Origin of the sequence: Lacticaseibacillus daqingensis (genome assembly GCF_003946115.1) — a bacterium.
Lineage (GTDB): Bacteria > Bacillota > Bacilli > Lactobacillales > Lactobacillaceae > Lacticaseibacillus > Lacticaseibacillus daqingensis.
In genome coordinates, this window is record NZ_RHOH01000002.1 from 132,052 (window position 1) to 157,908 (window position 25,857).

Below are 25,857 nucleotides of genomic sequence, written 5' to 3' on the forward strand. Positions count from 1 at the left end.
GGCGTCATGGCCCGATAAGGAGACTTTATGCGATTACGTAACAAATCCTGGGCGGCGCCCCTGATCGCTGCGCACCCAGAGTACATTTCCGTGCGCCCGGTCGGGATGACCGGCCGCTGGCAGACTAAGTTCGACCAGGCCCGTCCCTTGTTTCTCGAGGTCGGCTCCGGGAAGGGCAAGTTCATCACAGAGATGGCGCAGGCCCATCCGGACCAGAACTTCATCGCTTTGGAAATTCAGGATGTCGCGATCGCCTACATTTTGCGCAAGCAGGTTGAGTTGCAGTTACCGAACCTGCAGCTCGTGTTGGGGGATGGGGCGGACCTGACGGATTACTTTGCCCCGGGTGAAGTGGCCGGCGTGTTTTTGAACTTTTCCGACCCGTGGCCCAAAACGCGCCACGAGAAGCGGCGCCTAACGTACAAGCACTTTCTGGCGCAGTACCAGGCGATCATGGCCAAAGACGGCGTGCTTCAGTTCAAAACCGACAACCAAGGCCTGTTCGAGTTCTCCTTGGTCAGCATGAACAACTTTGGCATGCAGTTTGACCTCGTGGCCCTCGACTTACATCACGACGACCGGGTCGTGGGCAATGTGGAAACCGAGTACGAGCACAAGTTCAGCGCCAAGGGCGGCCGCATCTACGAGCTGGTGGCGCGCTTCTAGTCGCGCGTCAAGTCGATGAGGGCGCCGGTTTCGCTGACCGTGAAGCGGAACGTGTTGGTGGTGGTCGTAATGCCACCACGGTAGGCGGCGATCAGGCGATCGTCCTGCCACCCCGCGTCGGGTTGCATGTTGATCCAGCCGCCGGTGACGTTGGCCTCATCGGCCAGTTGCCGGCGCATCTGCTTGAACAGGCGATTCGGCAAGATGTGGTGCCAGTAGTAGCCTTGGGCGTGCGTTGCGATGAGCGTGACGACCGCCGCGGTGGTTGCGGCGGCAAGGATGATGGGCGCTTTTTTCGTCATATCGAGACCCTTCTTTCTCTTCTTGCATTCAGTATACGCGAAAGCTAAACTGACTGCATTGTCAAACGGCCGAAAACCGTGTATGCTACACTTATAATATGTAAGCGAAAGGATGTCACGCATGCAAAAATTTGATTCGAACGAAAAAATTCTCGCTGCGGCCAACGCGCCCGGTAAGAAGATGCTGTTTTTCTCCGCTGATTGGTGCCCGGACTGCACCTTCATCAAGCCGGCAATGCCCGCCATTGAAGCCGCCTACCCAGACTACGACTTCATCTACGTGGACCGCGATGATAATATTGAAATCGCGCAAGACAAAGGGGTCATGGGCATCCCGAGCTTCATCGCTCTGGCAGACGGCCAGGAAATCGGCCGTTTTGTGAACGGCGACCGGAAGACGAAGGCTGAAGTCGAAGCCTTCATCAACGAGTTGCCAGCTTAACCCACGGTGGCCTTGGCCACTGTAACAACCTGGCCGCCACGTGCGGCCATTTTTGAGGAGGAATTTAAACATGTTGATCACCAGCTACAACCCGGCCGCTTGGGGCGACACCCTTGTCGCGGTCATGGGGCCGGATACCCCCAGCCAATCCAGCCGCCAAGCAGGCGATATCGTTGGCATCTATGATGCGACCGACACCGCGATCGGCTTCAATTTTTTCAATGTGAGCCAGTGGCTCGGTGCCATTAGCGGGCAGGGGCAGGTCACGCTGACCGCCGCCCAAGTGGCGACCCTCAACGCGGCGATCTCGGCGAGCGGTCTGGCCGGTCAGCTGGTTGACGAAGCCACGCCGCGCATTGTGATTGGCAAAATCGTCGCGATCGCGGACCATCCGGATTCCGATCACCTCCACGTGACGCAAGTCGACTTGGGGGCCACGCAGGCCCAGATCGTCTGCGGGGCACCCAACGCCGCACTGGGGCAAACCGTGGTGGCGGCCTTGCCAGGGGCGATGATGCCAGATGGCAAGATCATCTGGGCTGGGGCACTGCGCGGGGTCGAATCCGATGGGATGCTGTGTGCGGCGCGGGAGCTGGCCATTCCTGGCGCACCACAGGCCCGTGGGATCTTGATCATGCCAGACGAGTTAGCGGCTGGGACGCCGTTTGACCTTGCGGTGGCCACTGCCGTTGTGGCGGCGCAGACTGCTTAGCCTGAGCGGCAAACCGTCGATCGTGAAGATCGGCGGTTTTTTCGTGCGTGCACGCGGGAACCCCCGCGACGTATGGTAAAATAGTCCCATTAGTGGTGTGCGGCGCTGGTTGTGTGGCGGCGTGCATCGGAGTGAATAAGGAGTTGATGATATGCCGCACTATGATGGCCCGGCATTTAATCGGGAACCGGCCCAGTCGAAGCCAAGTTACGATCTGCCACCGCGGACCCCACGGCGGCGTCCGGCCACGCCGGCTGAGCCAGCGCCGGCACGGGAGCTGCCGCTGACCGCGGTGGGCCAGCATTCGGTCGACCCACTGGCGGCACTCATTGCCGTGCCACGCGCGCGCCGGCATCAGGCCAAGCAAGCGGTGGACTACGCCGCAATTATGGCCACGATGCAGCCGACTGCGGCCGACTTGTATTTGCTGAGCGATGCGGCGGATGAGACCCCCTGGGCGATCGATGAAACGTCGCGTGGGGACGTGGCGAAGTTGGCGCCTGAGTCACAGCTTGACTCGGCCGAGGCGCCCATCAATGACGTAAGCCGTGGGTCACTGTCTGCGCCGGCTGATGTGAAGGCCAGTGCACCGGTAACTGTTCCGGCCGTTGCACAACGCGATGCGGCAGGGGACACACGGGCCGATGAGCCGGGGGAAGAGCCAGTACATGCCGTAGTGGCCACGCCAGCCGATGCGTCAGTGACGGAACCGGCCAGTGCGGCATCAGCCGCCGCGCCGGCGCCGGCAGTTGCTGTCCCGGATGAAGCCGATGCCGTTAATGCGCGTGACGTGCGGCCGGAAGCCCCGGTCGTTGAAGCCACCGCGGCTGACACCGTACCGGCGGCATCAAGTGACCCAGCACCAGCGCCGACCGTTCCCGCGACGGTGTCTGAGCTGATTGACACGGCGACGCCACTGCCGGCTGAGCCGCAGTTACGCGCAGAGGCGCGCGCGGCGCAGGCCCAGCGTGTGCCAGGGGGGCGGCCAAGCAAGTTGCCGAACCCGTACGCGGTGCGAGATACCGTGCGCGCCTTTTTGAAGGCTAAGAAGGCGGCGAAGCACACCGCACCGGCCGCCACCCAGCCGAGTGCGCCGGCCCCGGTGGCCTCGGCGCCCCTTGCGGAACCGGGTGCCACCGTCGCGCCGGCCGCGTACCAGTTTCCGCCGCTTTCGCTGTTGAGCGACCCGGTGGTGATCGATGACGCGTCGCAGGTGACCTGGGTGCAAAGCCAGACGGAGAAGCTGGACGCTACGCTATTGGCCTTCCACGTGGGGGCGCACACCGTGGCGCATACGATCGGACCCACGGTCACGCAGTTTCAGATTGCTTTGGACGCTGGGGTGCGCGTCAACAAGATCACCAACCTGACGGATGACCTGAAGCGCGCGTTGGCGGCCAAGGACATTCGCATCGAGGCGCCGATCCCGGGTAAGTCGACTGTTGGGATCGAGATCCCCAATCCGCATCCGCGGCCGGTGATGCTCAAAGAGGTGCTGAACTCGCCGCAGTTCAAGGTCGCCAAGTCGCCGCTGACAGTGGCGCTGGGGGTCGACTTATTCGGCCAGCCGGTGGTCACCACCCTTGACAAGATGCCGCACGGCCTGATCGCCGGCGCAACGGGGTCGGGGAAGTCAGTGTTCATCAACTCGCTGTTGACCTCGCTGTTGTACAAGGCCACCCCGGCGGAAGTGCGGCTGCTGCTGATCGATCCCAAGGCGGTTGAGCTGGCCGTGTACAATGACCTGCCCCATCTGGTGTCACCGGTGGTGTCTGACCCCAAGGCGGCTAGTGCCGCGCTGAAGTGGGCCGTGGACGAAATGGAAAAGCGGTACACGCGCATGGCCGCAGGCGGCGTGCGCAGCATTGACCAGTTTAATGAGTCGGCGCGGGCGCACGGGGATTATGGCCTCGTGATGCCGCACATCGTGATCATCATCGACGAGCTGGCAGATCTGATGATGGTGGCAGCCAGTGAGGTGCAGGATTACATCGCCCGCATCACCGCCAAAGCGCGCGCCGCCGGGATCCACTTGATCGTGGCCACTCAGCGCCCGTCCGTGGACGTGATCACCGGCACCATCAAGAACAACATTCCGACGCGGGTGGCCTTCATGGTGGCCAGTCAGGTTGATTCGCGCACCATCATCGATCATAATGGGGCCGAGCGCCTGCTGGGCAAAGGGGACATGCTGTACCTCGGCAACGGGGCGAGCCAGCCCCTGCGCCTGCAAGGCACGTTCGTGGACCGCGAGATCGACGCAATCGTCGCGTTCGTTCGCGGCGAACGCGCCCCGCAGTACTTGTTCCAGCCGGATAAGCTGGTGGCCAAGGCCGATGCCATCGAGGCGCAAGACGACCTGTTTCCAGACGTGCTGACGTACATCGCCGGCGAGAAAAACGTCTCCACCAGCAAGCTTCAGCGCGTGTTTTCCATCGGGTACAACCGCGCGGCGAACCTGATCGATGACCTGGAGATGCGGCACTATATCTCCCCGGCCAACGGCTCCAAGCCCCGCGACGTGTACTTCAACAAAGAAGACCTGCCCACCCCCAAAGACTCGCGCGACCCTCGCGCGTACTAAGAAAGAAGCATGAACACATGACAGAAACTGACTATTTCATCGGCATCAAAGGCTCCGGCATGAGTGCGCTGGCGCTGATCCTGCACGACCTCGGGCACACCGTGCTGGGGTCTGACATCACGCAATACACCTTCACTCAGCGTGGCCTGGCCGCTGCGGGCATCGAGATGCTGCCGTTTGACGCGGCCAACATTAAGCCAGGGTACACGATCATCTGCGGGAATTCCTTCACTGATGACCATCCCGAAGTGCAGGCGGCCAAGGCGCTCGGTCTGCCGTTTTACCGCTACCACGAGTACCTCGGGCAACTGCTGGGCCAGTACACCAGCATCGGGGTGGCTGGGGCGCACGGCAAGACCAGCACCACCGGCCTGCTCGCGCACACGCTGGGCGGCATCGCCAAGACCTCGTACCTGATCGGGGACGGCACCGGCAAGGGGACGCCTGACTCGCAGTTCTTCGTGTTTGAAGCCGACGAGTACCGGCGGCACTTCCTGGCGTATGCACCAGACTACCTCATCATGACCAACATCGACTTCGACCACCCGGATTACTACACCGGCATCGAGGACGTGTACTCGGCCTTTGAGGCGGAAGGCAAGCAGGTCAAAAAAGCAATTTTCGCTTGGGGCGATGACCCGTGGCTGCGCAAGCTCGACGTGACGGTGCCGGTGTACTATTATGGCACCGCCGACCGCGATGACTTCGTGGCCAAAAACATCAGCCGCACCACCACCGGGTCCAGCTTCGACGCGTTCCACAAGGACACCTTGATCGGCCACTTCCATGTGCCGTTATTCGGGGAACACAGTGTGCTGAATGCGCTGGCCGTAGTGGCCGTGGCGTACACCGAAGGGCTGGATCCCGAATTCACCGCGCGTGAACTGGCCAGCTTCCAAGGCGTTAAGCGCCGCTTCTCCGAAAAGCAGATGAACAACGCGGTCATTATTGATGACTACGCGCACCACCCAAGCGAGATCAAGGCGACGCTGGATGCCGCCCGTCAGAAGTACCCGACTAAGCAGATCGTGGCGGTTTTCCAGCCGCATACGTTCTCGCGGACGATCGCGTACCTGGACGAGTTCGCCACGACGTTGAACGCTGCGGACGCCGTGTACATCACGCCGATTTTCAGCTCCGCACGGGAGCAGTCTGGGAGCGTCTCTGCCGCCGATCTGGCGGCCAAGGTGGCCAAGGGCGGCCACGTGATCGAGCTGGCCGACATGTCGCCGCTGTTGGATTATCAAGACGCCGTATTTGTCTTCATGGGGGCCGGCGATATTCAGCAGTACGAGGTGGCCTTTGAGCACCTGCTGTCAGATATCAGCCTAAAGTCCAACTGACAAATCAACAAAAGCTGGTATAATCACCTTATCAACTTAAAAAGAGAGGACTGATACGATGGAAGAACGTCGTGTTGTCAATGAAACTGGCTTAGCGGATTTTTTTAACCGCGTGTACGCCCAGGTGGGGCTGGGCATCGGCGTCACGGGCCTGATCAGCTACCTGCTGGGGAATGTTTTTGCCGCCCAGTACACCGCATTCATCCGGCAAAACAACATCGTGTTCTACGCGATGACGCTTTTGCCACTGATCCTATCCTTTGTGATCAACAACAAAAAGGCGCGCACCAACGCGGGCTATGCGTCGATCATTTACCTGATGATCACCGCCTCCTTCGGGTTCACGTACGCCTCGCTGTTTCTGATCTACCCGATCGGCAACCTGACGGCGGCGCTGTTCACCACCGCGGTCGTGTTCATCACGATGTCTGTGGTGGGTCGGACGACGAAGCAGGACCTGAGCCGCGCAGGGGCCATCGCGTACACAGCGATCTGGGGCGTCATCTTGATGACGCTGGTCAACCTGTTTCTCCTGCACTCCAGTGGCATGCAGCTGCTGATGTCCTACGCGATCCTGGTGATCTTCATCATCCTGACGGCATGGGACAATCAGGCCCTCAAGCGGATGTACCTGACCGCTGACGCGTCCGGGCAGGCGAGCTACTCGCTGAATGCCCTGGCGGTGCAAGGGGCGCTGCGGCTTTACCTCGACTTTTTGAACCTGTTCTTAGCCATCGTTCAGATCTTTGGCGGTTCCGACCGCAACTGACCGAATGCGTTTGCCCAAGCCGCGTGCTTGGGCTTTTTTGATGCGACAAAGCCAAGCGGCGGTTCGCTTCGGCCGGAGGATTCACCACCGGCGGTTTCTTGGCCTGGATGGCATGGTACAATGAAGGCAGAATTCAATCTGGAGGGACATCATGGCCAAAGAAAAATTACTGCTGATCGACGGCAGCTCGATCGCATTTCGGGCGTTTTACGCGCTGTACAACCAGCTTGACCGCTTCACGAACAGCGAAGGCATCCACACCAATGCCGTGTTCGCGTTCAATAATATGCTGGATAATCTGGTCGATGCGGTGAAGCCCGACCGGATCTTGGTGGCCTTCGATAAAAGCGGCGGCACTTTTCGCACGCAGCTGTTTGCCGACTACAAGGGGAACCGTGACAACGCGCCGGCCGAACTGCTGGAGCAGCTGCCCCTGATCCACGAAATGATCACCCTGCACGGCATGGCCCACTACGCCCTTCAGGACTACGAAGCCGATGACATCATCGGCACGTTGGCCAAGGAGGCGGAGGCCGCGGGGCTGGTGACCACCATCGTGACCGGTGACCGCGACTTGACCCAGCTGGCTACCGATACGGTGACGGTGCAGGTGACCAAAAAAGGGGTGGCCGAGCTTGAGGCCTTCACGCCGGCGCACATGCAGGAGAAGCTGGGCATCACCCCGCGTCAGCTGATCGACGTGAAGGCGCTGATGGGGGACACCTCCGACAACTATCCCGGGGTCACGAAGGTCGGCGAAAAAACCGCGCTGAAGTTGGTGACCGAGTACGGGACGTTGGATAACTTATACGCGCACGTTGACGGGCTCAAGGCCAGCAAGATGAAGGAGAACCTGATCAACGATCGCGCCAACGCCTTTTTGAGTCAGACGCTGGCCACGATCCACCAAGATGCGCCGATCGCCATTGGCCTGGCCGACCTTGCCTACACCGGGCCAGATATTGAAGGACTGCGCGCCTTTTACACGCGGCTTGACATGCGCCAGGCGCTGGCCAAGCTGCCGAGCGCGACGCCGAAGGATACCGAACAGCTGCACTATGTCGTGTTGAGCGACAAGACGCTGGACCAGTTGCCGGCGACCAGCGACCCGGTGACCTTTGAGCTGGAAATGCTGACGGACAATTATCACACGGCGGAGATGATCGGCTTTTTCATCGGGACGGCGAATGAGACCTTCGTGTCCAGCGATGTGACGCTCCTGACGCTGCCGGCGGTGCAGGCGTACCTCAAGGCGCACGCGCTGAGCGTGTTTGACGCCAAGCGCAACCTGGTGGCGGCCAACCGCCTCGGTGTCTCGCTGCCGCAGATCGACTTTGATGTGCTGCTGGCGTCCTACCTGCTGAACCCGGACCAAAACAGCAATGACTTCGGCCAGATCGCGCAGGATCACGATTACGTGCTGCCGTTTGACGTGGATGTTTACGGCAAGGGGGCCAAGCTCAAGGTGCCGGATGAGCCGGTGCTGTTCAATCATTTTGCCCAAAAGGCGCAGGCGATCCGTCAGCTGCGGCCGCACCTGACCGAAGACCTGGCGGCCCAAAAGGAAACGGAACTGTTCACGGAGCTGGAGCTGCCGCTGGCTAAGGTGTTGGCGCGCATGGAAATCGCCGGTATCACGCTGGATCAGCCGAAGCTCTTGGCGATGGGCGCGGAGTGGACCACCACGATGCATGTGCTGGAGGAGAAAATCTACGGTTCGGCGGGGCTGAAATTCAACCTGAACTCCCCGAAGCAGCTGGGCGAGGTGCTGTTTGACAAGCTTCAGCTGCCGGTCGTCAAGAAAACCAAGACGGGTTACTCGACCAGCGTGGACGTGTTGGAGCAGCTGACCGATGCCAATCCGATCGTTCAGGACATTCTGGACTACCGCACGGTGGCCAAGCTTCAGTCGACCTATGTGGCCGGCCTGATCAAGGCGGTACAGCCGGACAACAAGATCCACACGCGCTACCTGCAGACCCTGACCCAAACCGGGCGGCTGTCCTCGGTTGACCCGAACATGCAAAACATCCCGGCGCGCGGCGACGGAAAGCAGGTGCGCCAGGCCTTCGTGCCATCACATCCGGGCTGGCAGATCTTTTCCAGCGACTATTCGCAGATCGAGCTGCGGGTCTTGGCTCATATTTCCGGGGATGCCGCGATGCAAGAAGCGTTCAAAGAGGATCGCGACATCCACGCTAACACCGCGATGAAGATCTTCGGCCTCAACCGCGCGGCGGATGTGACGCCGGACATGCGGCGGCAGGCGAAGGCGGTGAACTTTGGGATCGTGTACGGCATCAGCGACTTTGGCTTGGCCAAGAACATCGGCATCACGCGCAAGCAGGCTAAGACCTTTATCGACGGCTACTTTGAGCAGTACCCCCAGGTGCGTGATTACATGGCCAAAATGGTGACCCTGGCGCGCGAACAGGGCTTCGTTGAGACACTGTTCCACCGGCGGCGCTACCTCAGCCAGATCCACTCGCGCAACTTCAACTTGCGCCAGTTTGCTGAGCGCACCGCGATGAACACGCCGATCCAAGGGAGCGCTGCGGACATCATCAAGGTCGCGATGGTGCGGATGCAGGCGATGCTTGATGCGCATCACTTACAGTCGCGTATGCTCCTGCAGGTGCACGATGAGCTGATCTTTGAAGGGCCAGAAGCCGAAATGCCGCAGCTGGCGACACTGGTGCCGCAGGTGATGGACTCGGCCGTGTCGCTGGATGTCCCACTGAAGGTCGAAAGCCACTTTGGCCCGACCTGGTTTGATGCAAAGTAAGGAGAAAAAATGCCTGAATTACCCGAAGTTGAAAATGTGCGCCGCGGCCTGACTGCCCTGATCGTCGGTAAGACGGTGCAAGCGGTGGGGACAGATTGGGCCAAGATCCTAGTGGGCGGCCTCGAGGGCTTTCAGCAGGCCCTGACCGGTGCCACCGTCACGGCGGTTGAACGGCGCGGTAAGTACCTGCTGCTGCGCTTTGACAATGCGCTGACCCTCGTGTCGCACTTGCGCATGGAGGGGAAGTACCAGCTGGTGCTGGACCCCGCTGAGCCCAAGCACCGCTTCGTGCACGTCTGGTTCACCTTCAGCGACGGCACGCAGTTGCGCTACCACGACATGCGCAAGTTTGGCCGCATGCAGCTGGTCCCGACCGGCAGTGAGGCCACAGCGGTGGCAGGCCTGGCCAAAATGGGGCCGGAGCCGACCGCTGAAACCTTTGCGGCGCCAGCGTTTTATCGCGAGCTGCGGCGCCATAAGCAGGCGGTGAAGTCGGTCATCTTGGATCAAAGCGTGGTGGCTGGCGTGGGCAACATCTACGCCGATGAAACGCTGTGGCTGGCCGAGCTCAACCCCGAGCAGCCGGCGTGCACGCTGACTCAAAAGGAGGCAGCGCGCCTGCACGATGCGATCATCGCTGAGCTGGCGGCCGCCACTGACTTGGGCGGGACCAGCGTGCACTCGTTCGTCGACGCCAGCGGCAAACGCGGCGGCTTTCAGGAACGGTTGCATGTCTATGACCGCGAAGGTACCGGCTGCGACCGGTGCGGCACAACGATCGTAAAAATTAAAGTGGGCCAACGCGGGACGCATTACTGCCCCAAGTGTCAGCCCCTCAGGAAGCGAAAACTCAGATGACGTATTTACTTGGTTTGACCGGTGGGATCGCCACCGGCAAAAGCACGGTCGCGGCGGTGTTCAAGCGGCTCGGCTGCCCGGTGGTGGACGCGGACGTGATCGCACGCGAGATCGTGGCGCCAGGGATGCCAGCGCTGCGCGAAATCGTTGCGGCGTTTGGACCAACGATGCAAAAGCGCGATGGGAGCCTGGACCGCGAGCGGCTCGGGGACCTTGTGTTCAATGATCCCGCAAAATTGGCGCAGCTCAATGCGATCGATCACCCGTACCTGCGCGCGGCGATCAACGATGCGCTGGCGGCAGCTAAGGCCACCGGGGTGCCGGTGGTGGTGGGGGAGATCCCGTTGCTGTACGAAACCGGGTACGAAACCAGCTTCGATGGGGTCGCGGTGGTGACGCTGCCCCCACACCTGCAGCTGGAACGGCTGATGGCACGAGACGGGTTGACCGAAGCGCAGGCCAAGGCCCGGATCGCGGCGCAGCTCCCGTTGGCGGAGAAGATCGCTCGGGCCGATTACCTGCTGGATAACTCGCAGGGGGCGGCCGCCCGCGAACGTCAGGTCGCGGAGCTACTTGCCCATTTGGCGCGGCAGTGAGCTGTTATAATCAAAGGTGGAACACCAAATCTGGTGTGCTATAATGAGTTATCAACTACTAAGAGGGTGACCCTTTGCAATGTCCACATTGTCATCATAATAGTTCTCGCGTCGTTGACTCGCGGCCCACAGACGGTGGACGGGCGATTCGGCGCCGCCGCGAATGCGAAAACTGCGGCTTTCGGTTCACGACCTTTGAACGCGTTGAGCAGACCCCACTTTTGGTCATCAAGAAAAACGGGACCCGCGAAGAGTTCAACCGCGAGAAGATCCTCAAGGGCCTGATTCGCGCGGCGGAAAAGCGGCCGGTCACGATGGAGCAGATGCAAAGCATTGTCGAGTCCGTCGAAAACAAGCTGCGCGCCATTGGTGAAAACGAAGTGTCCAGTCAGGCCATCGGGGAGTATGTGATGAAACAGCTGGCCGATGTCGATGATGTGGCCTACATTCGCTTCGCCAGCGTTTACCGCCAGTTCAAGGACATGTCCGTGTTCATGCAGGAGCTGCAGGACATGATGAAAAAAGAGAAAACCAAACACTGATCGCGCGTTGGGCGCAACGTCAAAGCGGCTGAGCCTCCGTAACCGCGCGATATGCGCCCGTTTTTTAGGCCAGGACGACCCAAACCGCCCCAACGGTTGGCTGCTCGTCACGCGGGCCAACGAAGCGCAGGCCGCCCAAGCAAGCTGCCCCACAAAACCTCAGTGCGGGTTTTGCGGGGCAGCTTGCTTATCTGCTGGGCGCAACCGCTTGTTGCCGTTTGCCCTGGTTCGTCAAGCTGCGTGGCTATGTTGGTGCGGTCTAAGCCATCCTGCCACTCGCGCCTAAATGTGGGCGCAAGCGTCAGGCTGGATTTGATCAGGCTGTTCGAACGCAGTGAGTGACAGCCTGACATGCGTAGAAAGCCCAACTCTCATAACCGTGCCACGCCGCTCTGGTAAGAAAGGAGCCCCACTTGAATCGACCCAAGAGTTTCATGGCCCAGGATGACTTCATCGTCACGCAGGCCACCTATTTTAGCGACCAGGACCAAGACGTCGCGGTGTGCCTGTACCAGCCGCTGATCGGGCCGACCGCGCTGGCGCTGTACCTCAGCCTGTGGCGACGCGTGAAACAGGCGCCAACCGCTACGGACCGGCGGCCGCAGACCTACCTGCTGGACCTGCTAGGGGTCGGCGTGGATGCGCTGTATGACGCCCGTGTGCGGCTGGAGGCGTTGGGCCTGCTTCAGACCTACACCACCACCGATGCGCTGGGGCGTTACTACGCTTACGAGTTGCACCGGCCGGTGGCACCGGACGCGTTTTTCAACGATGCCACGCTGGGGCTGTTGCTGTACGACCGGGTGGGGGATGCGCGCTACCACGAGTTGGTCGACCAGTACACGTTGCATAACGTGCACAGTAGCACCTGGATCAACATCTCGGCCAACTTGCTGGATGTCTTTGCCCTGCAACGTGTGCTGCCAGATGCCAAGGCGGCGGCGGCCAATGCCAGTGTGCAGCAAAAGCCTGCCCCGGCCGTGACACTGGGCAGTGGGCAGGGCTACGACTGGGCGCTGTTGGCCCAGCTGCTGGCGCGCACCAATCTTAAGGACGGGGAGCTGAACCGCAATCAGGCGGCCCTGTACCAGATCGCCAAATTCTACGGGCTGGGGCCGACCGCGCTGGCCCCGTTGATCGAGCAGGGCATTGACTTTGCTACCGGGCAGCTGAACGTGGGCACGGTGCGGCGCTTTGCCGAGCAGCGCTACACGACTAAGACGCCGCAGTTGCGGACCAAAACCGCTGAGCCGACCCCAGCGGTCAGCACCCCGGCGGCCGCCGGCAAGCTCACCGCCGCCGAGCAGGACCTGCTCAAGCGTGCTGCCAGCCTGCCGGTGCGGGAATTCCTTGAGCTGACCAAGAAGGCCAAGAACCCGAACATGTACGCGGCACAAAACGAGATCAGCGCGGTGCGCAAACTGGTGCAGCGTCACGTGCTACCGGACGCCACCATCAACGTGCTGATCGATTACATTTTGCAGACCAACGACAGCGTCAACCAGGCGTTCCTTGACGCGATCGTCAACCGGTGGTTGAAGGCCGATGTGACCACGCCGGAAAGCGCCTTGGCCGAGATCCACGCCTTTGCCAACCGCAAGACACGGCAATCGGGGCGGCGCAATCCGCGCCCGACGCGCTCGGAGCAGACGCCGGCGTGGCTGAAGCCAGACTATCAGGCGGAGGTGACCCCGGTCAGCGACACGAACCGGCAGCGCATCGCAGACCGACTCGCGCGGTTGCAGGCGATGGAAAAAGAGGGAGGACAAGCGAATGAAGCCGATGAAGGCCGAACTGAGTAAGCTGATGAACCAGCGGCAGCTGGGCACCGAATACGCCAACATGATGCGTCAGGCGGTCGCTGATCCGGATGTGCAGGCGTTTTTGACCGCCAACCAGCAGGCGCTCGCACCGGATGCGGTGGTCCGCAGTGCCGCCAAGATCTACGAGTTCGTGACCGCGCGCAACCGGTTGCACGCCGGGGACCCGCTGATCGCACCGGGCTATGCACCGCAGCTGGTGGTGTCCAACCGGCTGATCGACATCACCTACGTGCCGACGCCCGAGAAGCAGGCGGCGGATGCGCAGGCGGACCGCGCCGCGTTGATCACCTCCATCAACATGCCCAAGGCGATTGCCGGCGCGCGCCTCGCGACCTACGACCCGCAGGCGCGCGATAAGGCACTTGAGGCGGCAATTGACTTCACCCTGGCGGTGGCCCAAGCCCCTAAGGATTTTCAGAAGGGACTGTACCTGACGGGGCCGTTTGGGGTGGGGAAGACCTACCTGCTGGGCGCCATCGCCAACGACCTGGCTAAGCAGGGCATCGCCTCCACGCTGGTGCACTTTCCGACCTTCACAGTGGAGATGAAGGCGGCCATCGGCGACAAAACCGTGCTACCTAAGCTGGAACGGATCAAAAAGGCGCCGGTGCTGATGATCGACGACATCGGCGCGGAAAGCCTCAGCCCGTGGATCCGTGATGACGTGCTCGGCATTATCTTGCAGTACCGCATGCAAGAGGAGCTGCCGACGCTGTTCACCTCCAACAAAACGATGGTGGAGCTGACGGATTTTCTGGCGGGCCTCGATGTCGGCAACAACGAGGGCCTCAAGGCGCAGCGGATCATGGAACGGGTGCGCTTTTTGAGCACCGAGATCCAGGTGGGCGGCCGCGACCGGCGCAACGGCTGACACGCGTTCACGAAGCGTCAACGCGTGTCAGTCGAGGTCAGACTTTTTTGACCAGTAAGACTTGCGCGCATCGGGCGAACGTGTTTTAATCAAGGTATCGAAGACGAAAGCAATAAGGACCATGTTTCACCAGAGAGCCTCGACCGTGGCTGAAAGTCGAGCAGGACCTGATCCGCACCACTTTCCGAGAGTGCCCCTTGTGGGCCGGGTTGCGTCGTTATACGCAGCATGAGTGGAAAGCAGTGCTTTCAAGTCGGGTGGAACCGCGAGTTTATCGTCCCGGATGTCAGAAATGACATTCGGGACTTTTTTTATCCGCGGCCCTGTTGCAGTCAGAAAAAGGAGAAGAATTATGGCGATTAAGATTACATTTCCAGACAACAGCGTGAAGGAATTCGATAGCGGCGTCAGCGTCCTTGACGTGGCGAAGTCGATCTCCACCTCCCTGGCCAAAAAGGCCGTGGCGGGCAAGGTCAACGGGACGCTGGTCCGCCTCAACGCACCGCTGGCAGAAGATGCCAGCCTTGAGATTGTCACGAAGGATTCCGCGGACGGCCTGACTGTGCTACGGCAAACCGGCGCATTCGTGATGGCGGCCGCGATCAAGGCCCTGCATGGCGACGTGCGCCTCGGGGCCGGTGAAGCAACGGATGACGGGTTCTTCTACGACACGGACCGCGATGGCGGTCAGCTGACTGTTGACCAGCTGCCGGCCATTGCCGATAAAATGGCGGCGATCGCCAAGGCGGACCCAGCCGTTGACGCCGTGACGCTGAGCAAGGCCGAAGCCCAAGCGCTGTTTGCAGGGGATACCTACAAGCTGCAGCTGATCGATCAGCTGGCCGGCGACACCGTGAGCGGCTTTAAGCTCGGCGACTTCTTTGACTTTGAAGAAACCGTGCTGTTGCCAAGCCTCAAGGACCTTCGCCACTTCTCCCTGCTGTCTGTGGCCGGGGCGTACTGGGAAGGCAAGTCCTCTAACCCGATGCTTCAGCGGATCTACGCCACCGCGTACTACAAAGCGGCAGACCTGGAAGAAGACGCCAAGCGGCGGCAGGAAGCCAAAGAGCGCGACCACCGTAACATCGGGCGTGACCTCGACCTTTTCTTCGTGGATCCCAAAGTCGGTGCCGGCTTGCCTTACTGGATGCCGAACGGGGCAACGATTCGCCGCGTGATCGAGCGCTACATCATCGACAAGGAACTGGCTGATGGCTACGAACACGTGTACACGCCAGTGCTGGCCAACCTGGACCTGTACAAGACGTCCGGCCACTGGGACCACTACCGCGAAGATATGTTCCCGCCAATGGATATGGGTGATGGCGAGCTGCTGGAGCTGCGGCCGATGAACTGCCCAAGCCACATTCAGGTCTACAAGCACCACATTCGCTCCTACCGCGAATTGCCACTGCGCATCGCGGAACTGGGTATGATGCACCGTTACGAAAAGTCCGGCGCGCTGTCCGGCTTGCAGCGGGTGCGTGAAATGACCCTGAACGATGGCCACACCTTCGTGGCCTTGGAACAAGTTCAAGAAGAATTCAAGAAGATCCTGCGCCTGATCATGGATGTCTACGAAGACTTCAACATCAACGACTACACCTTCCGTCTGTCCTACCGCGATCCGAAAAACACCGAGAAGTACTTCGATGATGAAGAGATGTGGACGCGCAGCCAGACCATGCTGAAGGGCGCGATGGATGACCTGGGCCTCGACTACTATGAAGCCGAAGGGGAAGCCGCGTTTTACGGCCCGAAGCTGGACATTCAGACCAAAACGGCGCTGGGCAACGAAGAAACCATGTCCACGATCCAGTTGGACTTCATGCTGCCGGAACGCTTTGAGCTGACCTATGTCGGCAACGACAACCAGGAGCACCGTCCCGTGATGATCCACCGCGGGATCGTGGGCACGATGGAGCGTTTTATCGCTTACTTGACCGAAATCTACAAGGGCGCGTTCCCGACCTGGTTGGCCCCGACCCAAGTGGCCATCATCCCGGTCGCGGACAAGCACCTCGATTACGCCAAGGACTTGAAGGCCCGCCTGCTGAAGGCCGGCCTGCGCCCAGCGCTTGATGCCCGCAACGAAAAGATGGGCTACAAGATCCGGGAAGCGCAGACCAACAAGATCCCGTACACGTTAGTGGTGGGGGATGACGAGCTGAATGCCGCCAGCGTGTCTGTTCGTAAGTACGGTCAGGCCGACTCTGAAGACATGCCAGCCACCCTGTTCGTGGAGGCCGTTGAAGCGGAGGTCAAGAACTACTCACGCGACGGCAAGCACAAGCGCGGTGAAGGGGTCAAGGGGCTCGATTAAGCAAAACGGGTTTGACAGCCCGCGTGCCAGCAGGTATACTATTAAACGTTGAGAAAACAAGCAGAAGTTCCCGCTTCTCACCTATGCCTCTGGCCGCTAGGTTGATAGTTCGGTTATATAACGACGCGGCGGGGCTCATAGTGGGCTCTTCCGCGTTCTTGTTTTTTCGCCAAAAAATTTCGGAGGTGAACTGCCATAGCAAGAGATATGATGGTCAACGACGGGATCCGCTCCCGCGAAGTTCGACTGATTTCCCAAACTGGTGAACAACTCGGGGTCAAGAGTACCCACGAGGCGTTGGAGTTAGCTGCCACGGCGAACTTGGACTTGGTTCTGGTTTCGCCAACGGCTAAGCCGCCAGTCGCCCGGATCATGGATTACGGGAAGTTCCGCTTTGAACTGCAAAAAAAGCAGCGTGAAGCGCGCAAGAAGCAAAAAACCATCAGCATCAAGGAGATCCGCCTGAGCCCGACCATCGGCGAGGCAGACTTCAACACCCGGTTGAAAAATGCCACCAAGTTCCTTGAAAAAGGCGACAAGGTGAAGGTGTCCGTGCGGTTTAGAGGCCGTGCGATCACCCACAAGGACCTCGGGCAAAAGGTCCTGGAACAGATGGCCGAAGCCGTGAAGGACTTGGCCGCTGTTGAAGCCCGGCCGAAGATGGACGGGCGGAGCATGTTCATGATGCTCGCACCAAAAGCTGACAAGAAATAGCCAGCAACTAAGTCATTAGGAGGAATTATCGTCATGCCAAAATTCAAGACACACCGTGCATCTGCCAAGCGTTTCAAGCGAACAGCTAGTGGTGCTTTGAAGCGGGGCCACGCTTACACGAGCCACCGTTTCCACGGTAAGACCAAGAAGCAACGTCGTCAACTGCGCAAGTCAGGTTTGGTATCCCACTCCGATATGAAGCGGATCCGCCAGATGCTCAGCCAGATGAAGTAATTGCGCCTGCGCGCTTTTGCTTCACACGGACCATTATCGCTTAATTATTTGAGGAGGAATTTCTGATGCCACGTGTAAAAGGTGGAACTGTAACTCGCAAACGTCGTAAGAAGGTACTGAAGCTCGCCAAGGGCTACCGCGGTGCCAAGCACTTGCTGTTCAAGGCTGCGAATGCCCAAGTGATGGTTTCCTATCGCTACGCATTCCGTGACCGTCGCGCCAAGAAGCGGAACTTCCGCTCCCTTTGGATCGCCCGGATCAACGCCGCAGCGCGCCAAAACGACATTTCTTACAGCAAGTTGATGCACGGCTTGAAGGTCGCAAACATTGACATGAACCGTAAGATGCTTGCCGACATCGCGATCTCTGACCCAGCTGGCTTCACGGCCCTGGCAGACACTGCCAAGAAGGCACTTGCCTAAAGACTTAGTTGAAAACGGCCGAACTCGCATGCGAGTTCGGCCGTTTTTGTGTGGCGGGCATTTCGTGTGGGGGCGGTCAGTGTTGCAGCAAGATCGCGATGAGGCCGGCGCAAAGCAGGCCGGAGCACGTGAGGAGGATCAGCCGCCCGCGCCGCTTGAACGGCACGAGGCGTAAGATAATTGCGGTTTGAATGGCGACCAAGGCGAGGGCCGTGATCGCGGCGTCAGTGGGCTTCATGGCAGGGTCCTCCTAGTGAAGCGCGTGCAGTGTCAGCACGGTTTGGCGGTCGAATGGTCGATCGGGCGTCATCATGAAGTTCCCGTTGGTCGGGCGAATGCCCACCGCGACGTGCGGCTGACCGAGAATCCCATTGAAGCAGTTCGTCGGCCCCACCTCAGGAAACGTGGTGATGGTCAGGCCGAGGGCATCGGTTGAAAGGGTCGCCGCCCAGTGCTTCCCGATCAGTCGGGCGGTGGTGGCGTCGCTGATCAAGGGGCGGTCCGCTGGCAGCGCGACCCGTTCGCCATCCAAAAAGAGTTTTTGGGTCATCACGGTTTGTGCTGGGTCGCCGGTCAGTACAAGGGGGAGGTTGATGAGCGGGCGACACGGGATCGCAGTGTCCGTTTCGACATGCCAGTCGATCGTCCAGTGGTTGTCGTTGTCGAGTGTGTGCAGGACTTCGATGCGGCGACTGCCTGGCTGGCCGTCCATACCATCCCCGAGGGCGAGCGTCAGCCGAATCTGAACGTGGGCTTCATCCTGGCGCGTTTCTGCCTGCCAGTTCCAGTTCTGCCAGCCGGTGCGCCCTGAGTTGGCTGGCAGGTTGCCTTGTTCGCCAAAAACCGGGCCAACGGTGGCGCCAAACAAGCCGGGCTCATTGATGTAATCCTGAAAGGTGATGTAGCCGAGCGTTAGGTTGGGGTTGTCGCCCGCTTGGTTCGGCAGGCGCATGCGGGAGACACGCGCACCAAAGGTCAGGAAGCTGAGGCTCATCCCGTTATCGTTCTCTAACGTATACTGTTTAATGACATCGTCTCTCAGTCTGACGAACACCATTGAGTCAATCTTCAACTGTAACCGCTTCCTTTCGCATCTGTTACAATCGTACCGAATAACGCGTTAAGAATCAACGAAATTCCGCCAAGTCACCCGATTTTCTGGTACGCTAGTAGGCGAGGTGACAACATGCGGGCATTCCTAAAAAAACTGTATTGGCTACTCACGGGCGGCTTTGCACTGGCGCTGGGCTACGCGTTTCTCGGGCGCGATTATGTGCCGGTGGCGTTCAAGGCCAAGCTCGACTTGACCAGCTTTATTTTGATCGCGACCTGGGTGGGGGGTAACGCGCTACTCCTGTATCGCTGGCACTTCAAGTACCGCGACCTTCAGCTGGAACAGGTCGACGCGATGGAAGGCGAGGAGTTCGAGCATTTTTGCGCTTACCTGCTGCGCCGCAACGGATTCAAGCACATTCAGGTCACTCAGTTGGCCGGTGATCAAGGCGTGGACATCATCGCCAAGAAGAAGAAAAAAACTATTGGCTTCCAGTGCAAACGCTACACGGGCTTCGTGGGGAATAAAGCGGTGCAGGAGGTGTGGACAGGCCACAACTTCTACAAGCTGGATGAGGCGGCGGTGATCACGAACTCCGAGTTCAGCGATTCGGCCAAGGAGCTGGCCGAGGACCTCGGGGTGATGCTGATCGACCGGCCACGGTTGCGGCGCTTGATGCGGCGGTTGCCAGCGTAGGTCAGTTGATGACCAGCGCGGTGGGGCGTTGCTGAAAGCCAAACGCGGGCCGCACCCCATCGGCCTCCTGCAGGTACACGTACGCTGTGCGCAGCGCGGGGGCCCCCAGCAATAGACGCAACTCCCACAGCTTGTGGGGGTGGCCGCCGACTTTGGGGATGAGGATGAGCCGGCGCTCTTCCAGCACCGTCGTCAGTTCGAAGTGATCCATATTGACAGGGGCACCGTCGATGCAGAGTTGCACGGCGGTGTTTTTGGTGTAATCGCTGAGCAGCGCCAGCAGGTCTAAAACGCGCATGGCAGCCTCCAATCAGAGTGGTTGCTTTCATTGTAACGCATTTGGGCGCGGACGCATGGATTCTATAAGTTTTCCTAAGGCGGCGTGCCGCAGCCAGTGCTTTTTCGTATAATGAGCAAGACAGATTCGGTGGGCGCGTGCGCCCATTTGTGTGATTATTTTCTAATCGTAAAAATAAGTTGGAGGGTATTATGACCGAAGTAGTGATTGTCAGCGCCGCGCGCACCCCGATCGGCAAGCTTGGGGGCGCGCTCAGCAGCTTATCCGCCGTCGACCTGGGCACGGTGGCGGCCACCGCGGCCATTGACCGCGCCGGGCTCGCTCCGGAACGGGTGGACCAAGCGATTTTTGGGAACGTTTTGCAGGCCAACTCGGGCCAAAACGTGGCGCGCCAGATCGCCCTCAAAAGTGGCCTAGCAACGACCAGCACGGCCATGACCATCAACGAGGTTTGCGGTTCCGGGCTGAAGGCGGTGCGCCTGGGCCAGAGTGCGATTCTTTTAGGCGACGCCGACATCGTCTTGGTCGGTGGCACCGAGAGCATGAGTCAGGCCCCGTTTTACGCCCCGAGTGCCCGCTTTGGCCATAAGTTCGGCAACGTGGAATTCGTGGACGGCCTTTATCGGGACGGCTTGTCCGATGCGTTCACCGGCTTGCCGATGGGCATCACGGCCGAGAACGTGGCCGATCAGTTCAGCATCACCCGTGAGGCCCAGGACCGCTTCGCGCTGGCCTCCCACCAAAAGGCCGTGGCTGCGCAAGCCGCCGGGCGCTTTGACGCAGAGATTGCCCCAGTGGTCGTCAAGACGCGCAAGGGGCCCGTGACCGTCACCACCGACGAAGGGCCACGGGCGGACACCAGCCTGACCAAGCTCGCGTCTTTGCGCTCGGCCTTTAAGGCGGATGGCACGGTGACGGCGGGGAACGCCAGCAGCATCAACGATGGCGCGGCGGCGCTGATCCTGATGCGCAAGGACCTAGTTGAGGCCGAGGGGATTCCTTATCTCGCGACCATTGCGGGGTACAATGAAGGCGGCATTGATCCGAACTTCATGGGTTACGCGCCCAAGCGGGTGATCGAGAAACTGCTGAAGCGCACGGCCAGTGAAATGGCCGACATTGACTTGGTCGAAATCAACGAGGCCTTCGCGGCGCAAAGCGTAGCGGTGGCCAATGAGTTGGCGCTACCGCTGACGAAGCTCAATGTCAACGGCGGCGCGATCGCACTGGGCCACCCACTGGGGGCGTCCGGGGCGCGCGTGCTCACCACGCTTTTGTATGCGATGCAGCAGCGTGATGGGCAAAACGGCATCGCGGCGCTGTGCGTCGGTGGTGGCATCGGTGTCGCGATGCAGGTCCGCCGGTGAAATTTTATCAGCTCACGCGCGCACAACGCCTGGCTGCCCTGGTCAACGCGGGGCAGCTGAGTGACGCGGACGCCGCATTTTTGGCCGCTGACACCCCCCTGCCGGCCGCGGTGGCGGCCAGCCTGACCGAGAATCAGCTGGGGCAGTTTGCGTTGCCGCTTGGCATTGCGCGAGATCTTCGGGTCAACGGGGTGACTTACCAAGTGCCAATGGTGACAGAGGAGCCGTCCGTCATTGCGGCGGCCAGCAACGGGGCCCGGTTGGCGGCGCTGAATGGGGGCGTTCAGGCCACCACCACGCCGCACTTGGTTGAAGGGGAGATCGTGTTTGAGCATGTGGCCGATCCGGTCGCCGCGGCCAAGTTGGTGCGCGCGCGGACGGCCGAGCTCATGGCTGTGGCCGCCGCGGCGCACCCGTCCATCGTGCGCCGCGGCGGGGGGCTGCAGGCGGTGCGGGTGTCAACCCCGGGGCGTTTCTTCAAAGTCACCCTGGTTGTGGCGCCACAGGCTGCCATGGGCGCTAACATCGTCAACACAATTGCTGAGGCGGTGGCCGCGACCTTGACGGTGTGGCTGGCGCAGCCGGCGCTGGTAGCAATTTTGACCAATGCCAGCGCGCAGCTGACGACGGCAACGGTGGTGTTAGACCCGGCCACCCTTGGGACAAAGACAACTGATGGGTCGGCCATCGCGGCGCGGATCGCGGCGCTCAGTGAGCTGGCGACCTGTGACGTGGCCCGTGCGGTCACGCACAACAAGGGCATCATGAACGGCATCGACGCGGCCATTTTGGCCAGCGGCAATGATACGCGCGCCGTGGAGGCCGGGGTGCAGGCGTTTGCCGCCGCCAGCGGGCAGTACCAGCCCCTTGCGCAGTGGCACCTGACGGCTACCGGCACACTGGTAGGCGAGCTCAAACTGCCGCTACAGGTCGGCGTTGTTGGCGGCGCGATCAGTGCGCTGCCGGCCGCTCAAGTGGCCCAGCGCCTTGGGGGCTACAAGGATGTGGTGACCCTCCAACAGGTGGTGGCTGCCTTGGGCCTGGTGCAAAACCTCGCCGCACTGCGCGCGTTGGTGGGTCCCGGCATCCAGGCGGGGCACATGACGTTGCAGGCGCGCGCGCTGGCCATTGCGGTCGGCGCACAAGGGGATGAAATCAACCGTGTGGCCGCCGGACTGGCAACTGTGCCGAAAGACCGCGCACACGCGCAGGCTGTTTTGGCCGCATTGCGAAAGGATGAGACAACTTGACGATTGGGATTGACCAAATGGGGCTGTACACGCCCAACTTTTACATCGACCTGCGGGAACTCGCTCAGGCGCGTGGCGATGATCCGGACAAGTACACGATCGGCATCGGGCAGGATCAGCAGGCCGTGGCCCCGAGCAGCCAGGACGTGGTCACCATGGGGGCGGCGGCGGCGCGTGAGCTCACCATTGACCCCGAGCGCCTCGGGCTCATCGTGGTCGGCACGGAAACCGGCATCGATGCCAGCAAGGCCGCCGCACTGACGATTCAGCGGCTACTAGGGCTGAATCCGTGGGTGCGCGCCTTGGAAATCAAGGAGGCCTGTTACGGCGGCACCGCCGGGCTGATGATGGCCCGTGATTACGTGGCGGCGCATCCGGAGCGGCAGGCGCTGGTGATCGCGACCGACATCGCGCGCTACGGGTTGGCCACTGGCGGCGAGGTGACGCAAGGGGCCGGGGCCGTGGCGATGCTTGTCACCAGCAACCCGCGGCTCCTGGCGCTGGCGGATGATTCGGTGCACTACGCGGCGGACATCATGGACTTCTGGCGGCCGGTGTACCAGGACACGGCACTTGCCCGCGGCAAATACTCGACCGAGCAGTACCTGGCCTTTTTCGAGCGCGTCTGGACGCAGTATCAGGCCCAAACCGGGCTGACGGTTGCGGACTTTGCCGCGCTGTGCTTCCACTTGCCGTACACCAAAATGGGGCTCAAGGCATTGCGGCTTGCGTTACCCGCCGCCGATGAGGCGCAGCAGGCCACACTTTTGGCCCGGTTTGACCGCAGCATCCAGTACAGTCGCCGGATCGGCAATATCTACACCGGCTCGCTGTACCTGGGGCTGCTGTCCCTGCTAGAGCTGGATGACACGCTGGCGGCAGGTGCGCGCATCGGCCTGTTCTCGTATGGCTCGGGCGCGGTCGGTGAATTCTTCAGCGGGACGCTGGTGGCGGGCTACGCGACGCACCTGCACCGGATTGACCATGCGCACCTATTGGACGCGCGTGCCGCCCTCAGTATCCCGACGTACGAGCAGCTCTTCGCGGATAAGGTCCCATACGGGCCGGCGGATTACACCACCAATCCGGCTTGGTTCAGCGGGCCGTTTGTCCTGACCGGCGTGGTTGGCCAGGAGCGGCAGTACCAAGCCAACTGAATCCCGTGTCACCCAAAGGCCACCGCGACCATGCGGTGGCCTTTGGCGTGGGTGCGAGGACTGGGTGAGCATATTGTTACCGTTTGCACGACAGTCATGTTATCGTCGAAGAGAGGGCAAGTTGTCCCACTTGTTTTTTGTTAGCAAAGGGCTATACTGGTCGTATTACTTGGAATAAGTAAGTAAATTCGGAGGCGAAAACAAATGGCAAAGATCAACGCATCAGACGCAATGCTCAAGGTCATTGAGAGTTGGGGCGTCAAGAATATTTACGGGTTACCGGGTGGATCGTTCGATTCGACGATGAACGCGTTGCACAATCGGCAAAAAACGCTGAACTACATTCAGGTCCGTCACGAGGAAGTGGGGGCGCTGGCCGCAGTCGGTGAGGCCAAGATCACGGGCCGACTGGGCGTGACCTTCGGCTCGGCGGGCCCGGGGGCGGTGCACCTGCTCAACGGGTTGTATGATGCGCAGTACGACCATGTACCGGTGCTTGCACTGGTCGGCCAGGTGCCGACCGCCGCGATGAACACCAGCTATTTCCAGGAGATGAACGAAAATCCGATGTTCGCAGACGTGTCGGTGTACAACCGCACCGCGATGACGGCGGCGCAGTTACCAAGCGTTGTGGATGAAGCGATTCGTCAAGCGTACGCGAAGCGCGGGGTGGCTGTCGTCACCATTCCTAAGGACTTGGGCTGGCAGGAAATCGAGGACAATTACGTCTCGTCCGCCAACCTGTACCAGACCCCGATCCTGCCGGTGCCTGACGCGGAGCAGGTCGCAAAAGCGTGGACTATCCTGCAGGCTGCCAAGCGTCCGCTGATCTATATCGGCAATGGGGCACGTGGGGCCCGGGCGGATATTTTGGCGCTCAGTCAGCTGTTACACGCGCCGATCATGAGCTCGGCACTGGCCAAGGGCATTGTCCCGGATTCCGACCCAGCTTACATGGGATCGGCTGGGCGCGTGGCGTCCAAGCCGGGGGTTGAGGTGGCGCGCGCAGCAGACGCGGTGCTGATCCTGGGAACGGATATGCCATTTTTGCCGTACTTCATCGCGCCAAGTGCCAAATACATTCAAGTCGACATTGACGGCACTAAGTTTGGCCGGCGGCATCACGTTGACCTGGCGATGCTGGCGGATGCCAAGCAAACGGTGAAGGCGTTGCTCGCCATCGGCACGCAGCAGCCGGAAACGGGCTGGTACCGGGCGGCCTTGCGCAACAAGGCGACCTGGGCGGCGTGGATCAAGAGTTTCGAGGCGGACGACAGCACGCCGTTGCGCGTTGAGCCGGTCTTCAAGGCGATCAACGACATGGCGACCCGTGATGCGATTTTCCAAGTCGATGTCGGTAATGTGACCATCAACGGCATGCGTTACCTGACCATTGATGAGGATCAACGCTTCACGACCAGTGGCTGGTACGCGACCATGGGTTATGCGCTGCCGGCCGCAATCGGGGCGCAAGCTGAGTTCCCGGACCGGCAGGTGTGGTCGATCTCCGGCGACGGCGGCTATGCGATGGTGATGCAGGACATCCTGACGCAGGTGAAGTACCAGATGCCGATCATCAATGTGATTTTGACGAATGAAAGCCTGGGGTTCATTGAGGCTGAGCAGGATGACACGCGCCAGCCGCACTCCGGGGTAGACCTGATCGACGCGGACTATGGCACGGCGGCAAGTGCGCTGGGCGCCACCGGCTTTGAGGTGCACACGCTGGCGGAGTTGAAGGACGCGTTTGCCGAGGCCCAAACTGCCAAGGGCCCGGTTGTCATCGATGTGAAAATTTCTGACCTGCGGCCGCTGCCGGTTGAGCAGCTGGTGCTGGACAAGGCCACTCAGGACCCTGCGGCAGTTGACGCGTTCGTGTCGCTGTATGCCGCACAAAGCCTGATTCCGTTCCGTCAGCTACTGGAAGAAGAGAACGCCTAAGCGGTGGCGAAAAAGCGGGATCCTTGTGATCCCGTTTTTGCGTGTGGGCGTTCAACTTGGCAATGAGGCGAGGGGTGCGTTAGAATAGGCCCCGAACGAAAAATCGTA

At 60.6% G+C, this 25,857-nt stretch carries 25 protein-coding genes; 21 read left to right on the forward strand and 4 right to left on the reverse strand.

Annotation, left to right across the window (positions count from 1 at the left end):
* Positions 1-27 precede the first annotated feature (27 nt).
* Positions 28-666: a tRNA (guanosine(46)-N7)-methyltransferase TrmB gene (gene trmB, locus EKM88_RS02795; protein WP_125702890.1), complete on the forward strand. Its 639-nt coding sequence runs from the start codon at positions 28-30 to the stop codon at positions 664-666.
* On the opposite strand, the gene EKM88_RS02800 is transcribed toward trmB, so the two are convergent.
* Positions 663-968 carry a hypothetical protein gene (locus EKM88_RS02800; protein WP_125702892.1) on the reverse strand — a complete coding sequence of 102 codons (306 nt, stop codon included), beginning with the start codon at positions 966-968 and terminating at the stop codon, positions 663-665. The genes trmB and EKM88_RS02800 overlap by 4 nt on opposite strands.
* Before the next feature lie 121 nt (positions 969-1,089).
* Between EKM88_RS02800 and EKM88_RS02805 the strand changes: the two genes are divergently transcribed.
* The 15 genes from EKM88_RS02805 to rplT all read left to right on the forward strand — a co-directional run bounded on the left by EKM88_RS02805 (position 1,090) and on the right by rplT (position 17,986).
* A complete protein-coding gene (locus tag EKM88_RS02805; RefSeq protein WP_125702894.1) occupies positions 1,090-1,410 on the forward strand; it encodes a thioredoxin family protein in 321 nt (106 codons plus the stop codon).
* Positions 1,411-1,480: 70 nt separating this feature from the next.
* Positions 1,481-2,122: a YtpR family tRNA-binding protein gene (ytpR, locus tag EKM88_RS02810; protein WP_125702896.1), complete on the forward strand. Its 642-nt coding sequence runs from the start codon at positions 1,481-1,483 to the stop codon at positions 2,120-2,122.
* Between the two features lie 151 nt (positions 2,123-2,273).
* Positions 2,274-4,706 (forward strand): DNA translocase FtsK, encoded by a 2,433-nt coding sequence (locus EKM88_RS02815; RefSeq protein ID WP_125702898.1) that lies wholly within the window; start codon positions 2,274-2,276, stop codon positions 4,704-4,706.
* A 17-nt stretch (positions 4,707-4,723) separates the two neighbouring features.
* Positions 4,724-6,049 (forward strand): UDP-N-acetylmuramate--L-alanine ligase, encoded by a 1,326-nt coding sequence (gene murC / locus EKM88_RS02820; protein ID WP_125702901.1) that lies wholly within the window; start codon positions 4,724-4,726, stop codon positions 6,047-6,049.
* 58 nt (positions 6,050-6,107) lie between these two features.
* The gene (locus EKM88_RS02825) at positions 6,108-6,818 is read left to right on the forward strand and encodes a Bax inhibitor-1/YccA family protein (RefSeq protein WP_125702903.1); all 711 of its coding nucleotides are present in this window, start codon (positions 6,108-6,110) and stop codon (positions 6,816-6,818) included.
* Positions 6,819-6,966: 148 nt separating this feature from the next.
* Positions 6,967-9,603, forward strand: coding sequence for a DNA polymerase I (gene polA, locus EKM88_RS02830; protein WP_125702905.1), 2,637 nt, complete (start codon positions 6,967-6,969; stop codon positions 9,601-9,603).
* A 9-nt stretch (positions 9,604-9,612) separates the two neighbouring features.
* Entirely contained in the window at positions 9,613-10,461 is an 849-nt protein-coding gene (mutM, locus tag EKM88_RS02835; RefSeq protein WP_125702907.1) for a bifunctional DNA-formamidopyrimidine glycosylase/DNA-(apurinic or apyrimidinic site) lyase, read from the forward strand.
* Complete coding sequence (gene coaE, locus EKM88_RS02840; protein WP_125702909.1) at positions 10,458-11,057, forward strand: dephospho-CoA kinase; 600 nt, start codon at positions 10,458-10,460, stop codon at positions 11,055-11,057. Before mutM ends, coaE begins: the two co-directional genes overlap by 4 nt.
* A 74-nt stretch (positions 11,058-11,131) precedes the next feature.
* A complete protein-coding gene (gene nrdR / locus EKM88_RS02845) occupies positions 11,132-11,599 on the forward strand; it encodes a transcriptional regulator NrdR (RefSeq protein ID WP_125702912.1) in 468 nt (155 codons plus the stop codon).
* Between the two features lie 434 nt (positions 11,600-12,033).
* The gene (locus tag EKM88_RS02850) at positions 12,034-13,401 is read left to right on the forward strand and encodes a replication initiation and membrane attachment family protein (protein ID WP_225418425.1); all 1,368 of its coding nucleotides are present in this window, start codon (positions 12,034-12,036) and stop codon (positions 13,399-13,401) included.
* Complete coding sequence (dnaI, locus tag EKM88_RS02855; protein WP_125702916.1) at positions 13,373-14,293, forward strand: primosomal protein DnaI; 921 nt, start codon at positions 13,373-13,375, stop codon at positions 14,291-14,293. The genes EKM88_RS02850 and dnaI overlap by 29 nt, the downstream gene beginning before the upstream one ends.
* A gap of 352 nt (positions 14,294-14,645) precedes the next feature.
* Entirely contained in the window at positions 14,646-16,616 is a 1,971-nt protein-coding gene (thrS, locus tag EKM88_RS02860) for a threonine--tRNA ligase (protein WP_125702918.1), read from the forward strand.
* A 210-nt stretch (positions 16,617-16,826) separates the two neighbouring features.
* The gene (gene infC, locus EKM88_RS02865; protein ID WP_225418430.1) at positions 16,827-17,330 is read left to right on the forward strand and encodes a translation initiation factor IF-3; all 504 of its coding nucleotides are present in this window, start codon (positions 16,827-16,829) and stop codon (positions 17,328-17,330) included.
* A 33-nt stretch (positions 17,331-17,363) separates the two neighbouring features.
* Complete coding sequence (rpmI, locus tag EKM88_RS02870; protein WP_125702923.1) at positions 17,364-17,564, forward strand: 50S ribosomal protein L35; 201 nt, start codon at positions 17,364-17,366, stop codon at positions 17,562-17,564.
* A 65-nt stretch (positions 17,565-17,629) separates the two neighbouring features.
* A complete protein-coding gene (rplT, locus tag EKM88_RS02875; RefSeq protein ID WP_125702925.1) occupies positions 17,630-17,986 on the forward strand; it encodes a 50S ribosomal protein L20 in 357 nt (118 codons plus the stop codon).
* A gap of 76 nt (positions 17,987-18,062) precedes the next feature.
* Here rplT and EKM88_RS13220 read toward each other — a convergent pair whose 3' ends face one another.
* Both EKM88_RS13220 and EKM88_RS02880 read right to left on the reverse strand, forming a co-directional pair.
* On the reverse strand, positions 18,063-18,224 hold the full coding sequence (locus EKM88_RS13220) for a hypothetical protein (RefSeq protein WP_164511979.1): 162 nt from the start codon (positions 18,222-18,224) through the stop codon (positions 18,063-18,065).
* Between the two features lie 12 nt (positions 18,225-18,236).
* Entirely contained in the window at positions 18,237-19,058 is an 822-nt protein-coding gene (locus EKM88_RS02880; RefSeq protein WP_125702927.1) for an aldose epimerase family protein, read from the reverse strand.
* Between the two features lie 114 nt (positions 19,059-19,172).
* On the opposite strand from EKM88_RS02880, the gene EKM88_RS02885 reads away from it, so the two are divergent.
* Entirely contained in the window at positions 19,173-19,736 is a 564-nt protein-coding gene (locus EKM88_RS02885; protein WP_125702929.1) for a restriction endonuclease, read from the forward strand.
* A gap of 1 nt (position 19,737) precedes the next feature.
* On the opposite strand, the gene EKM88_RS02890 is transcribed toward EKM88_RS02885, so the two are convergent.
* A complete protein-coding gene (locus EKM88_RS02890; RefSeq protein ID WP_125702931.1) occupies positions 19,738-20,034 on the reverse strand; it encodes a hypothetical protein in 297 nt (98 codons plus the stop codon).
* Between the two features lie 191 nt (positions 20,035-20,225).
* Here EKM88_RS02890 and EKM88_RS02895 point away from each other — a divergent pair, with 191 nt between their 5' ends.
* From EKM88_RS02895 to spxB, 4 genes are all read left to right on the forward strand, one after another.
* Complete coding sequence (locus EKM88_RS02895) at positions 20,226-21,401, forward strand: acetyl-CoA C-acetyltransferase (protein WP_125702933.1); 1,176 nt, start codon at positions 20,226-20,228, stop codon at positions 21,399-21,401.
* Entirely contained in the window at positions 21,398-22,651 is a 1,254-nt protein-coding gene (locus EKM88_RS02900) for a hydroxymethylglutaryl-CoA reductase, degradative (RefSeq protein WP_125702935.1), read from the forward strand. Before EKM88_RS02895 ends, EKM88_RS02900 begins: the two co-directional genes overlap by 4 nt.
* On the forward strand, positions 22,648-23,808 hold the full coding sequence (locus tag EKM88_RS02905; RefSeq protein ID WP_164511980.1) for a hydroxymethylglutaryl-CoA synthase: 1,161 nt from the start codon (positions 22,648-22,650) through the stop codon (positions 23,806-23,808). Before EKM88_RS02900 ends, EKM88_RS02905 begins: the two co-directional genes overlap by 4 nt.
* 204 nt (positions 23,809-24,012) lie before the next feature.
* Positions 24,013-25,749, forward strand: a complete 1,737-nt coding sequence (gene spxB, locus EKM88_RS02910) for a pyruvate oxidase (protein WP_125702937.1) — start codon at positions 24,013-24,015, stop codon at positions 25,747-25,749.
* Positions 25,750-25,857 lie beyond the last annotated feature (108 nt).

Bases quoted from the DNA above. Each gene is read 5' to 3' on its own strand.
- rplT (WP_125702925.1), top strand. From the start codon at position 17,630: ATGCCACGTGTAAAAGGTGGAACTGTAACTCGCAAACGTCGTAAGAAG.
- EKM88_RS13220 (WP_164511979.1), bottom strand. From the start codon at position 18,224: ATGAAGCCCACTGACGCCGCGATCACGGCCCTCGCCTTGGTCGCCATT.
- ytpR (WP_125702896.1), top strand. From the start codon at position 1,481: ATGTTGATCACCAGCTACAACCCGGCCGCTTGGGGCGACACCCTTGTC.
- EKM88_RS02850 (WP_225418425.1), top strand. From the start codon at position 12,034: ATGGCCCAGGATGACTTCATCGTCACGCAGGCCACCTATTTTAGCGAC.
- EKM88_RS02890 (WP_125702931.1), bottom strand. From the start codon at position 20,034: ATGCGCGTTTTAGACCTGCTGGCGCTGCTCAGCGATTACACCAAAAAC.
- EKM88_RS02815 (WP_125702898.1), top strand. From the start codon at position 2,274: ATGCCGCACTATGATGGCCCGGCATTTAATCGGGAACCGGCCCAGTCG.
- trmB (WP_125702890.1), top strand. From the start codon at position 28: ATGCGATTACGTAACAAATCCTGGGCGGCGCCCCTGATCGCTGCGCAC.
- EKM88_RS02805 (WP_125702894.1), top strand. From the start codon at position 1,090: ATGCAAAAATTTGATTCGAACGAAAAAATTCTCGCTGCGGCCAACGCG.
- infC (WP_225418430.1), top strand. From the start codon at position 16,827: ATGGTCAACGACGGGATCCGCTCCCGCGAAGTTCGACTGATTTCCCAA.
- spxB (WP_125702937.1), top strand. From the start codon at position 24,013: ATGGCAAAGATCAACGCATCAGACGCAATGCTCAAGGTCATTGAGAGT.
- mutM (WP_125702907.1), top strand. From the start codon at position 9,613: ATGCCTGAATTACCCGAAGTTGAAAATGTGCGCCGCGGCCTGACTGCC.
- EKM88_RS02895 (WP_125702933.1), top strand. From the start codon at position 20,226: ATGACCGAAGTAGTGATTGTCAGCGCCGCGCGCACCCCGATCGGCAAG.
- murC (WP_125702901.1), top strand. From the start codon at position 4,724: ATGACAGAAACTGACTATTTCATCGGCATCAAAGGCTCCGGCATGAGT.
- dnaI (WP_125702916.1), top strand. From the start codon at position 13,373: ATGAAGCCGATGAAGGCCGAACTGAGTAAGCTGATGAACCAGCGGCAG.
- EKM88_RS02825 (WP_125702903.1), top strand. From the start codon at position 6,108: ATGGAAGAACGTCGTGTTGTCAATGAAACTGGCTTAGCGGATTTTTTT.
- thrS (WP_125702918.1), top strand. From the start codon at position 14,646: ATGGCGATTAAGATTACATTTCCAGACAACAGCGTGAAGGAATTCGAT.
- EKM88_RS02885 (WP_125702929.1), top strand. From the start codon at position 19,173: ATGCGGGCATTCCTAAAAAAACTGTATTGGCTACTCACGGGCGGCTTT.
- EKM88_RS02800 (WP_125702892.1), bottom strand. From the start codon at position 968: ATGACGAAAAAAGCGCCCATCATCCTTGCCGCCGCAACCACCGCGGCG.
- coaE (WP_125702909.1), top strand. From the start codon at position 10,458: ATGACGTATTTACTTGGTTTGACCGGTGGGATCGCCACCGGCAAAAGC.
- rpmI (WP_125702923.1), top strand. From the start codon at position 17,364: ATGCCAAAATTCAAGACACACCGTGCATCTGCCAAGCGTTTCAAGCGA.